Source organism: Candidatus Williamhamiltonella defendens (assembly GCF_900699045.1).
Taxonomy (GTDB): domain Bacteria; phylum Pseudomonadota; class Gammaproteobacteria; order Enterobacterales; family Enterobacteriaceae; genus Hamiltonella; species Hamiltonella defensa_A.
This window is the reverse complement of the sequence record NZ_CAADHL010000001.1, coordinates 418677-431884: the sequence shown is the minus strand read 5'-3', so window position 1 is coordinate 431884 and position 13208 is coordinate 418677. Positions and strand designations below refer to the sequence as shown.

The window sequence follows — 13208 nt, the reverse complement described above, 5'->3', positions numbered from 1 at the left end:
AAACTTTATCTCTGCAGTAATCGTTGAATTGAGACAAAGAGTGAGTTCCTGCTTTTTCGTACATTACCTGTAGTTTATTTTCCACCGTACGGTGAGATAACCCCAGATGAAAGTCAATGAGCTTGCTACTCATATTTTGCAATACAAAAAATAACATTGAGTTTCTTTTCGGTAAAGATGTTTACCGAAAAGAAAAATAAAACATGACCGGGTTGAACATCCTGTAAAAATCTTTTTTGAGTAAAATTTCCTCAACTTTTCTAGCGTGAAAATGGTATTAATACACAGTCGGCTATGGGCTTAATAGAGTGGATACTTGTTAAAATAATAAGGTCGCATCAATTGATCAGGTTCGTATCGGTGTATTTCAATCGAGTAAAGACGATCCTGCCGTTGCATTGTCTGGCGATCATGCTATTGAAAGTGAAAGTCGAAATTTGCTATGGATGAAGGTAATTCATTATCAAAGTGATTGATAATATAGAATGTTGCGGCATTAATATTAGGAAGACGGTAATATATGTGCGATTAGCATAAATATATTTTGGATCAATATCCTTGACTCCAAAAGGCTCCTGTAAATTTTCACATAACATCACGAACTGTGTCGGCAAAATATCAGAATTTTGGGTCGTATCAGGAAGATAATTCTTTATTTTTTAGACTTGTTCACATTAATGCACCCTGGTTTTTAGATTGCAGTTCTATATAAAGCGTTATGACAGCCTCTATAGTTTAAAGAGCTTCAGTTTAAAGAGCTTCGATATCATCCGTATTCTCCTCATTCTCCTCACGAATTTTATAGCAATTGAGGAATCTAGGGAACTTCCTTTCGTTTGTATTAGTAGAGTTTGCTTTAAAAAAGGTAAATATACTATTGTATGTCCTCTAAAACTAAATTTTTAATCATAAAAAAACTACCAACATAAGTTTTTTGCTTTGCAATGGTGTTTGATATGATTTTCAGTGAAATCAAGCTATCAATCACCTTCAAGGTATGGTGATAGATGGGTACATGAGAACACGGACATCACTTTTAAAAAATATAAGTTATTTTTTGTTAACAGTGCTATAAAAGAGTAATTGAAAAATGTTAAGAAAAGAAATAACAAATAAGCAGCTGAAATCAAGTTTATTGAAGTGTCCTAAAAAATATAAAAACGCGTGCTTTATTTCATAAAATCAGTTTTTACCTGATAGTTTGATAGACTTTATTTTAGTTAAATAAAAATGAACTTTTAAAAAACTAGTAATAACAATAGTGAATAGTTCAACATTGGGGTGCTCTAATAACTTAACAAAAATTTAATAGTAGGGTTTATAACTGGCGTAAATAATGTCTATATAGTTCTAGAAAAAAATTTTCTCCAGCATTGTTTCTAAGGCTCGTAGCAATATAAAATACAGCTTTCGGACAAAAATGAACAATCGATAACAGAAAATAAGGCTAGTTTAAACCTCTCAGTTAAGCATCTAAAAGTGAAAATAGAGTATAACTTTGGGTCTAGTGACTCTCAATGGGTGCAATAGTCGGATCGCTCCAGCATTGAAATCTCTTTCGCTTTCTTTAGGGTGAGAACATAGTTTTTAAACGGGCAGCCGGCATGAAGTCCAGCATGGCTAAAAATGAGATAATCTGTATTTCCCACACTACTGTGTAGTGTTTAATATTATTTCATCCAGGTTAAAAACCTGATGCACATGCTCAAAGAATGGTAAGGATCAGCATCATTGACCGTCAGAAAAGTTTTTATTAATTGAATACGTTTTAATGGCCATCATGGGATGTGTTTGAGATATAGTTGCATTCTTCTAATTGAATATAATATTTATAGCGAAAAATACGCCCGATAAAATGAGATATGGCGCTTTTAACAAAGTTATGTTGTTTAACTAATTGAAATAAATATTATTTTAAATAATTAAAAAATGAGTTTTTTTAAAAATGAGCAATTTGGCCCTTTTTACTGAAAAAATAATTTGAACGAGTTTATTTAATACCAAGCATAAAAAGAAGATTATTTTATTTTATATTCACCGTAAAGAACTGTGTAGTTTTTATAAAAACATTACGAATCGATGACTCAACTTTGTTAAAAGTGCCATATTATTGAGCATTTAATAACGTTAATATTTCGTCTGTTTTTTCGTCTAACAGCGGTTTATTGGCACGTGATTCTACATTAAGCCGAACCACAGGTTCGGTATTCGAAGAGCGAAGATTAAAACGCCAATCTTTAAATTCCATACTAATACCATCAGTTTCATCTACAGACAAAGCATTTGGTTGATATGCGTCCTGAACACGCTTAATCGCCTGAATCGGATTCTCCAACTGGCAATTAATTTCCCCAGATACAGGATAAGCCGCTATGCGTTCTTCCACCAATTGTTGTAGTTTTTGGTTTTTGACACACAGGAGCTCGGCAATCAACATCCAAGGGATCATCCCAGAGTCACAGTAAGCAAAATCGCGAAAATAATGATGGGCACTTATCTCGCCGCCATAAATTGCATCTTCTAAACGCATACGCTCTTTAAGAAAGGTATGGCCTGTTCTCGACATAACCGCTTTACCCCCATACGCCTTCACTATATCGATAGTGTTCCAGCTTAAACGGGGATCATGAATAATTCGGGCACCCTGTTCTTTTTGTAAAAAAACTTCTGCCAGCAAGCCGACCATATAATACCCTTCAATAAATTGGCCTCGATGATCAAAGAAAAAACAGCGATCGAAATCACCATCAAAGGCGATACCCATATCAGCACCTTCTGCCAACACCGCATCTGAAGTCGCTTGACGGCGTTCTGTCAACAGCGGGTTTGGGATTCCATTAGGAAAAGTGCCATCTGCTTGATGATGTATCTTGATCAGTGTCACAGGCATTTTGAGCGCATTAAATCGATTTTCTAGCATGTCAATTACAGGGCCTGCGGTGCCATTGCCACTATTCACCACTAATTTTAAGGGTATAGTGAAATAGGCAGGAGTGATATAACCCATTAAATAATCGATATAGGTTGTTATGGTCGAGAGCTTTTTATAACTGCCTCGAGAACGGTATTCGCGAGGCGAGAACAAATTTAATTCAGCCAATTTTTGGATCTTTTTAAGCCCTGTCTCGCCACTGATAGGGCGAGCCCCTTTTTGCACAAGCTTCATCCCATTATAATCGATGGGATTGTGACTGGCAGTGACTTCAATACCTCCGTCCAAACCAAGATGCAAGGTGGCAAAATAGACTTCTTCTGTACCTGCGACACCGATATCCAGCACATCTACACCGCCTTCTTGTAAACCGCGAGAGAGGGCAAACTTCAGGCTTTCGCTGCTTAAACGCACATCAGCACCCAAGACGACGGTTTTGGCTTTAGTTAATTTCGCATAAGCTCGACCGATGCGATAGGCGATTTCTTCATTGATTTCTTCACCTAAGCGTCCACGGATATCATAAGTTTTAAAACAAGATAATTTAGGCATAATTGCGCTTTAAAGTTATAAAATGAATGATCCATCGGCGCACAGTATCAGTTGAGTTCCATATTATCGTCGCGATGGGTAATATCAAACATATGTGATCAAGATTTGCAAATATTGATTTTTCACTCAAAGTAAATTATATCAATTCCACAAAAGATTTCTCTTCATTATTGAAGATAAAGAATAGTTATGATCACAACTCATTTGTTAACTTTTATTCTATCATTGATTTCTTACTTTAACGTATAGGAAGAGCGGGAACAAAGATGGTTACTCGATGAGTGTTCTCTGTTTAAAAAAGATGATCTGAAAACCATGCCTGAAAAGGAAGTTATGCATACATATTCAAAAGAAAATAAAAAAATGCTAAAATATAGGAGGTACTTTTCATGTTTTTATCTGTCATTAAAATTTTTTATTTTATGAAGATTTTTTATGTCTTAAAACAATCATAACTATTATGCTAGGAAAAATTCATTATCTATAATTTGATCAAACGTCCAAGGGAATTGATTAGTAAAAATTCTTTCTGAGAGGTTTGTTTCTTTTTCACCAGAAAGCCTTGCGTACTGGTATACGATTATAAGACGCTTTTCTTTTTTATTTCTCAGACTAGAAGTTTCATTCAAGCAATCGATAAATTTTCTACGTTGTTCTTTTAATCATAAGTAGCCAGCTGTTTCCTCTTCTGTTGGGTTGTTATTGCTATTTCAGGAGATGAGACAGTAGCTTTTCAAGTCTAGATTCTAGCTCCCTGCATTTATTTCTATTCATTGCCTCTATTTCCTCCAACAAATTTTCGGGATCTAACTCATGAAAACGTTTTGTACGGAGCAAATTTGCCTGTTTTTGGCTACAGCCATAAAAATCATCGTCATAAAATGTAGTCATCACTTCCTCTATTTTTTATGAGGCATCAACGGCATGTGTACACAGTTTACATTGATCATCGATATCAATCCGATTTATTCAAAATTCTTCACGCGCTGTTCTAATAATCTCTTATTTTAGAAAAAAAGAGGGTTGCAAATCATATTGTTTGATCTCACCAATTTAAATTGGGTTTGAGCATAGAATTTCTCAATTCGAATACGGATGATGGGATATTTTTATTCTATTATTTTAGCGAATAAATCGAAGCAAGAATCTGCCAACAAACCAGGCTATAAGGCAAGAGAAAATGATTTTTACTTTCATAGAAAAAGCGAGCTTATCGACATAATTAAAGACGAAGCGTCGCTTGAGCGGCGAAGTGATCGCATATTATAAAAAATGCTGACACATTTTTTACATAAGTTATCTATTTTTAATTCTTGCCTCTCCCGAACATAAAAAATTATAGACATTTCCTCGAATATTTTCGCCAAACACTACGGTTAGCCTGACCGCAACCGAGGTTCGATTGAGATCTTTACCTACCAATTTATCATAAATTTGCTCCGTGGCTAATTTTGATTAGCCCTAATCATTCAAAGGATAATAACACCCGTCTTCGCCCGTTTTATTTTTAAAAAACCATACACGGCTCCCGAAGAAGTAAAAATCATATGTTGAATATTTAAACGCTTTTCGTCCATCACACAGATTCGTTGCATCTTGATGCATTGACACTGTACTATAACCTATTAGATTTTACGTTATCTTGATGCTCAGCAGAAAGACTTATAATCATATTTATGCCTAACAAAGCTTTATCTCAGCTGGATGAATGAGCCACATCAGTAAATTGTCATTTTTCAGTAAAGTCGTCGCTTTTATTTTTATCTAAAATAAAAAATCATCATTCGTCTCTACTAAACGCTAACATAAACGAGTGCTAATAGAACCGAATCTGCCTAAAATGGCGAATTTTTTGATGTTTTCAATTTTTAACCTTTATTTATTATAACATATTAAAAATATTAATATGAGTAAAATGATTTTATATCATAACACTATTTTAACAGAGATTGAATCTAAATCACTACTGTATTTTAAAAAATGCATGTAATTTAATTTTTTGTATTAATTATCTCCTAATATTTATAGGTCTCAGCTAAAATATAAAAATTATTTGTTAAAAATTATATCAATTAATAGAAATTGTTATATCAACAGTTTTTATTCTTGTATTAATATCAAAAACCTATTTTAATTTTATCTATATTATTAATATTTACTGAGTCTGCATCTCTATAAATAAAACGTTTTTATCAATTAAAATTGTAGATTTATCAATATTACAATTAATAAAATTGTTTTAATATTTTCAAAATAAATGCATAAAAATTCTTTAAGATTGACTAACATTTTTATTAATAGAGCCTGTGAATTCTAAAAAATTATATATTTTGAGTTAAAAACTTTACTCTAAAATAGATTTTTTAACAAAATTTTTTCTAAAATTAATATTGACATCAGTATTTTTTGATTTATTGAACTGCGAGTAATAAAATACCACATAAAATGGTTTAATAGATTTAATGCCATAGTAGGGAGCCTACGGTACCACTATGAAAAAGATTAAATTTATCGCCATCTTTAGCAAGATGAGTGAAAAAGCCAGGAATTTTAATATTTTATTTCTTTTTCTATCAAAAAAATTTTTGCTTTGATTTTTACTTGTTAAAAGGTTTCTGTAACTGCTGCAGTAAACCATAAATAAGATGGAATGAAATATCTAAAGAAAAATATACTTGATGTAAATCAGGATAATTTTGATAGAAAATCGTTCTTTATATTTATACATACTGAATATATAATGACGTAAGCTGACAATAGCAAAAAGTAAAGTCTACCATTCAGGACGCTTCCATATACAGTAGAAGAAGCAGCTAATTCTGAATTCGATAATATACTAGCGATAACAATTATCCTAACATAGACATCCGCTCTTTTATTAAGAGATCTACTAAACTTTGCAGAAATAAAAATTTTTTCATAACATATATTTTCCATTATTCTAATTGAGCGGCTGGAAATTTTTTCAAAATGTTGATAAAATCTATGAATAAAATTTATTTTGCACCAATCATCAAAGGTAGAAATCATTGCTCTTACTATATAGTCTGAGCTAAATAGCAATTTTAATGCACTTATAATATTTCTTATAAAACTAAAAAAATAATTTTTTGTGGTTTTTCAAAAAAATAAAATCACTGATGATAACAACTATAATACTGGTATTTCATTTAAACAACTGGCAAATAAACCAATAATAAAGATTAATACTAATTTTATACTTTTATTTATTTGAGATGTGATTGAAGAAAATAAAAAAACATAAAAAGCAGCAAGAAACATATTCGTCTACATGTAACTTGTTGATCCGATAATCCAGAAAGATGTTTAAGAAAGATTTAGATTGTCGATCAAATAAAGTAAAAAATAAGAAAACATGACATTACTGAAAACGGATTTTTATTATTAAAGATTTTTACAGGAATTAAAAAGATAAAATATATTATGAGAAAAAAGCTAAGTTATGTATTGTCGAGTAAACTGTATGATTAAAATTTAATAAAATACTACTAACTATAGTCTGTAACGAATCGTCCACTGCATTCTAAATAATGTCCCAAGTTAGCGGATGGAGAAAAACCAATCAAATAATATGAATAATCATCAGAATGCATAGGTATATGCAATGATGAAATTAATATAATTATAAAAGCAAGAATTAAAGTAAATAGCTTATTAAGTTTGAATTATTTTATTCTTTACTCCTTGTAATATTTTCTATGATATATCATGGCCTCTTTTTACTTTCTATATACATTCTGCTTATATACTCACCAATTACATCGATCGCCTTCAGGAAAAAATGGCTGTCATCAACGATAGATAGGAAGAGGATTTATCTATATCAGCTTATTAAAAATCATCCATGCCGCATAAATAAAATCAGAGAAAGAAACTACGAACCAGAGATATGATTAAATACTTAACGGGACAGTCGAAAATGAAGTGATACCTTCCAAAGCAATATTTCATAATTTCCAATCATTAAATTTACTGACACCGGTAATACGTTCCGCTCGAGTATATTCGACAATTTTTGTTTTAAAGCCTACTAAACTGAGTATGCCTTTTATAAATAAATTTCGTTCTAGTAGTACTGTAATCTCATCGACAACTTGATGAGAAAGCAAACGGAAATCCCCTACGTTCTCTTCTATTTTTTGCAAAGATATTTTGTTATGTACTTTATAAAACATCGATGCACTAATGCGCTTTAAGTAGCTATCTTAAGGGCGTTCTGTCCTTTTAGACAGAATAACATCAGCCCCTCTTTCCCATTTTTAATCATCATAGGAATAACATTAATAGGATCCTGTTAATTAACATCTATCTAGATCATCAACTCACTAGTAGCATGAACCAACCCTGCAAAAAGAGTCGCTTCTTTTCTAAAGTTTCTTAAAAAATTAATCAAAGTACTAAGAGGATCTGCCCGTGATAACGTGCCCGTGATATGCGAGGTTTTATCTCGACTACTATCGTTGATAAATATGATTGCAATTTCATACTGAGAGAGAGACTAAAAATCACTAACCGTGTGATAAAAAACAGGGAGAGCATCTTGTTCATTAAATACAGGCACAATCAAAGAGATTTTTATTTTTACTCTGTCATTCTGAAAAAAATTTTTATTAAAAAATTGAGACAATTGATATAATTTTTTCTTTATAAAAGTGATAAATCCGCCTAACTGCTAACGCTGTATGGCTATCACCTCCTCTTTAAACGAGGTATATTTATCTGAAAGATTTGTGCCGATTCCCTTATTTTCATATAGAGCAATATTTTAGGCATATAAATCACCTTTACTTTTTTATTAACATATACCGCACAATAGCATTATAAGATTCAGTAATTTTTAAGCTGAGATCATAGTCACCTAATGATTGGTAACATGATCTTTTCATATAAAAGGGGAGATTCGGGAGCATCCCCCTTGATAAAATTTTTCTGTGTATTCCACACGGAGCCAGGTGCGAACTAATCACGCTTTTTCAAAGCGCGGGATATAGGCTCAATCACCATAAATAGCATCAGGATCATGTATTTTAAAAGTATGGGTAAGATCCGCTAATGCCTTATCATAAGAAAAGAAATCATAGGCATAGAGTAGAGTAGGCCAATAATATCTCCTATAGCTAATGAAATGTCTTTCTTTAACGCATTGTAAGTATTTTGATCTTTTTCTGATATCACCTGAGAGACACGTTGTCCATATTGTTTTATCAATGCTAAGGTGTGATCGGTCTAATCACTATGCACTATCATGTGTTCAATATCACGATAAGTCTGCTGATTCATGGATGTCAGCGTATCCAGAATCGTCATTTTACTATTATAGGTAGCCGTAATAATCATTATTTTTATTATTATTTTTATCGTTAATAGAATTAATCCGTTTTATATCTCGTTCATCAAGGATAGCCCCTATATGAACTTCAATAAGTTCCAGCGGGTTTATTTGACACGTGTTTTCAATCGCATCAGCTACCCCTATAGGAATGTCAGTGGATTTATTTTCTCCTATCAAGTACGTTTTCTCAGCGTAGAATACTCTAGCAGTACCTAAAAAAACCACCGCATGTTCCGCTCGATGGTAATGAATCTGCCTGGCGATACGCTTTTAGGTTTCACGATCACTTTTTTGACACGATAATTTTTCCTTGCGGCTATCACATCATTAGATCCCCAAGGGCGATAGATTTCTTTATGTTTTAAATATTCACTTCGTTTATTAGCTTTAAGCTGAGGCACGATCTGATTAACCTTTTGCACCTGATCTTTATGTGTTATCAGTACCGCATCTTACGTTTCGATCAACACTCAATTGTTAACATAGAATAAAAATGAATAAAGCTTTTATTACCGGCATGACAGGAATACTTGTTTCTCATTTAAGAAATTATTTTTTAAAAAATATGGTGTTTATTGATGCATGTAAAAGCATTAGTCACGGGTTACGCGTCAAGATGACTTTTATTTAGCAGAATTTTTGTTATAAAAAGGGTATGAAGTGCTAGCCAACAATAACGTTTCGGCAGATAATGATTGAGCAATGCCTGCTCTTTTTTGATAATAGTACACTACCAACAAAAATGACTTTATTAGTATATGCAACATGATAATTTAATGGATCATAATCATTAGATACTCCATTATAAATAACTCTTATTTTATTTTTAGAAATAGAACCATATTTCAGTAATATCATTGACCATATTTTTAGAAATATAGGTCACTAAATCACTATTACGGATGGTCCTATATTTTTGCCAACTACGTCCCCATTTTGCAGTGCCCTTCTTAAATCCTAGTAAGTGAAATCTTGTAATCTAGTACCAGTTGATATTTTTAAAGTAGGAATATGATAATAGGATGAATAAAAAACAGCATGCGTTTTCATAACTTCTTTATTTATTAAAGAATCACGATAGTATTCAAAGTATCTAGGCGTTATGTCAACATTTTAAAAAAATTTAGGGTATTTATTACTAACATATGAATACCATGCAAAATTGTTTTTAGATAACCGATAGGTTAATTCTTTAAAAGAAACGCTAATACCACTGTGACTTTGCAGAGAAGTTATAATTCCCTCATCAATGATTTCAATAAATTTTTTTGTTTTATTATAAGGATGGTATCTTTTAGTTTTGTATCAATTCTTAATAAAATGGGATAAGAAGTATTTGGTCTTCTAACTAGAAGCAACATTGCATTTGTATAACTTATTGAGTTAATTTCATTATTAGTTCTAATAGAATTTTTCAAAGGTAACACGTATTTATATAAAACAGATCCAAAATTTAAAAAAATAAATACAGCATTATACTAAATAATACAGATATTAATTTTTTAAAAGTAAAATTCAAGAAAAAATATTATTAAAATAAAACCACTCCAACCTTTGCTGAATGTTAATAGTATACATTAAATAATGTTTAAAAATAAAATATTTTTAGATTGCTAATAAATAATAAATATATTTTTTGTATTAATAAACAAAAAAATTTTGAACGTATGAGTCTTTGGATGATTAACTTTGCATACACCAGTAAAAAAGAAAAACTCATATCTAATAAAGTAATCATAAAACAATAGATAAGTGATTTGCCTAAATTTTAAAATAAAATAATTTAATGATTAAAAAATCTAAAATTTTAAATAATGAAAAAGAAATAAAAATTATAAACTACTAAATTAATGTCATATAAAATAGTATAATTATTTAATTCAAAAGTTATGTGATTGAAATCACCAGTAAGTTTTCCTGTGTATAAGAAATAAAAATAATCCATAAGGAAACACTGAAAATAAAATAAATACAAGTATTGTTTTTAGAGTCATCTTTTTAAATTCTAATTTTTTAAAATTAGTTCCTATAATAAATTTATTTAAATTTCTTTTTATCCATTGATTAAATGATTTAAAATTCATCCTATAAACTACTAAATATAAATATATAAAATAGTAAATGAGATTTAATAAAAGTTTATTAACACCTAACCTTGTATCAGGTTATGTCATAATAACCTGTTTAATTTATTGTCGAGCATGGAAATTTTTAAAAACATATTTCATTAATATTGTGATATATAATGATAAAAAATTTTGCGATATATTTTATAGTATTAAAATAAGTATATTTTAAGGATTTTTATTTCATAAAATTTAGCACTATGAAAAACACATATACTATAAAAGGAATACTATAAATAAAATTTATATATTTATATTTTATAATATCAATTAAATATTTTGGTTTTACATTTTTATAAAAAAGATCATGATCTTTAATAAGACTAGGATAATATATTTTCAAACGAATCTATTCCTTTTGATTTTTCTTGATTTTACGTATGAAAAATCTGAATAATGATAAAAAATTAATTTTTTTATTATTTATTATATTTAACGAGAAACAAGTATTTGCATATTCATTGTCATATAATAGGTTAAAAATAATGATCCGATAAAAGTGAAGTTCTCATTAAGATGTTACCACATGAGTTTTTATCTCATAATGCTAAATATGCATCTTATTATTTTTATACTTTATTCCCCATGAATTATGACTAGAACATAAATATTTTCTAGTTACATGAATTCTTATGTTATGCAATTTTATTAAATCAGGATTATTATTTTTCATAATATAGAAATTTTATAGAAACTATTAAGATAAAATTGATCATTTTCTCATACATATAAATATATTATGCTTTAGTAATTTTTTATAAAAATAGTTTTCATCTACTGATATTCTATTTTTGTACAATGTAAGTAATATTACTATATTTAAGTTTGGTTTCTTCTATATCGTTTTCAACGCTTGAATAATCCTCAATGGAATATTATTATATATACAGACTTCGAACTTTAGATCATGTGGTTATTGTTTACATATAGAGAAATTCTAACAAACCATTCACTCTATTAAAACTAGGAATACAAATACTTCAGATTTACAGACTCAAAGGTAGTTAATAAAAATTATTAAATAATAAATGTACGAATTTTTTAATGATTAATAAAAAATCTCTGTTCATAATATTATTTTCAGTATTATCATTTTTAGTTATTAATGTAGATTGCATAATTATTTAATTTCTATGATTTATCATATTAGGGTCACGCATAAAACTTTGATTACTCTCAAGATAATCCCATTCACCGAGACGCCATGCACTCTTTATATTATGTTGATTAATAAACTCTCTTATTACTGCTTGAGATGACTTTATACCTCGTTTAAAAATGACATTTCCTCATGGCAGATGTGTATGTGGCATAAAACATTTCTTTTTAATTGTTCCTGGCAATATTTATTGCCACCGCTAGGATTATAAATATTAAATTATAATGAACTACAATGTATTGGCACATTATCAGGATATTTGATTGAAGGTGAATAGGCACAACTAGCATAGATATCGTCATCATAAATATAAACTCATAAAATTTTAATGAGTGATTTATTAAATCCTACCGAGATGAGATCAATTGAAGTTGTTTCAAGTTTAGTTGCCGCCAATTTTACAGCATTTATCACTGATTTCCCAAATATTTAAATTAACATTGAAAGAGAAAGTGTACTGATAGTTGACCGCCACACCATTAGCAAAAATAATTTCTTTTTTCTAATTTTATAGTAGTAGCTTTGTGATTTAAATGAATATCAGAATCATCAAGTAAAGGTTGAATAAAAGAATGATAGCCCATTTTTGGGGTATCGCATTTACTTTGTATAATCAGTATTGGGTGTTTGCAAAGTGAAAGCGCCATATAATATTTCTGATAAATTTGCAGGGCGAATACGTGTATGAATCAAACTTGTTGATAATTCACCTCATATTGCCCAATATTTACGCGTATAACGAATTTGGTAGAGGTGGATATTTCAACTCACTATTGATGAATTAACCAAGATGCATAATTATCAGGTTCTGCAAAATTATAGCGTTTTAAAAAGATTCTATTAAACAGACTGTCTCTTGAGCTTTTAAAGATAAAGGTTTTTTGTACTAAATGCTTAAGCCATCTATCGTGTTTAAAATTGAGTGCATGAGGAAGATGTTTAATATAGGGAGTTTTATCAAAAATTATCCTGACTTTAGTTTCGGTAGAAAAACTGAGGTGAACCGCATGATCAAAACGAAAACCTTCAATATTAATCATTCTTTTATTTTTTCTTGATTTTTTAGAAATAAGGAAGGTGGTAGTT

Annotated in this window: 6 protein-coding genes and 2 pseudogenes; 1 reads left to right on the top strand and 7 read right to left on the bottom strand. The window is 30.0% G+C overall.

Annotated features, from left to right (window positions below; genetic code table 11):
• Window positions 1–1514 precede the first annotated feature (1514 nt).
• The 4 genes from CICURV3402_RS07495 to CICURV3402_RS07085 form a co-directional block, all read right to left on the bottom strand.
• Window positions 1515–1649, bottom strand: a complete 135-nt coding sequence (locus tag CICURV3402_RS07495) for an antA/AntB antirepressor family protein (protein WP_158379620.1) — start codon at window positions 1647–1649, stop codon at window positions 1515–1517.
• 458 nt (window positions 1650–2107) lie between these two features.
• Window positions 2108–3484, bottom strand: coding sequence for a phosphohexomutase domain-containing protein (locus tag CICURV3402_RS01975; RefSeq protein ID WP_158379619.1), 1377 nt, complete (start codon window positions 3482–3484; stop codon window positions 2108–2110).
• A 458-nt stretch (window positions 3485–3942) separates the two neighbouring features.
• Window positions 3943–4113, bottom strand: a complete 171-nt coding sequence (locus tag CICURV3402_RS07090) for a DUF29 family protein (RefSeq protein WP_268904281.1) — start codon at window positions 4111–4113, stop codon at window positions 3943–3945.
• Between the two features lie 76 nt (window positions 4114–4189).
• A complete protein-coding gene (locus CICURV3402_RS07085) occupies window positions 4190–4375 on the bottom strand; it encodes a DUF29 family protein (protein ID WP_268904280.1) in 186 nt (61 codons plus the stop codon).
• Between the two features lie 204 nt (window positions 4376–4579).
• Between CICURV3402_RS07085 and CICURV3402_RS01965 the strand changes: the two genes are divergently transcribed.
• Window positions 4580–4753: a hypothetical protein gene (locus CICURV3402_RS01965; RefSeq protein ID WP_187306897.1), complete on the top strand. Its 174-nt coding sequence runs from the start codon at window positions 4580–4582 to the stop codon at window positions 4751–4753.
• A gap of 2458 nt (window positions 4754–7211) precedes the next feature.
• Here CICURV3402_RS01965 and CICURV3402_RS01960 read toward each other — a convergent pair.
• The 3 genes and pseudogenes from CICURV3402_RS01960 to CICURV3402_RS01945 form a co-directional block, all read right to left on the bottom strand.
• Window positions 7212–8084, bottom strand: a pseudogene (locus CICURV3402_RS01960) (glycosyltransferase family 2 protein).
• A 735-nt stretch (window positions 8085–8819) separates the two neighbouring features.
• Window positions 8820–9160: pseudogene (locus tag CICURV3402_RS07315) on the bottom strand (cupin domain-containing protein).
• 3732 nt (window positions 9161–12892) lie between these two features.
• Entirely contained in the window at window positions 12893–13162 is a 270-nt protein-coding gene (locus tag CICURV3402_RS01945; RefSeq protein WP_158379617.1) for a hypothetical protein, read from the bottom strand.
• Between the last annotated feature and the right edge of the window lie 46 nt (window positions 13163–13208).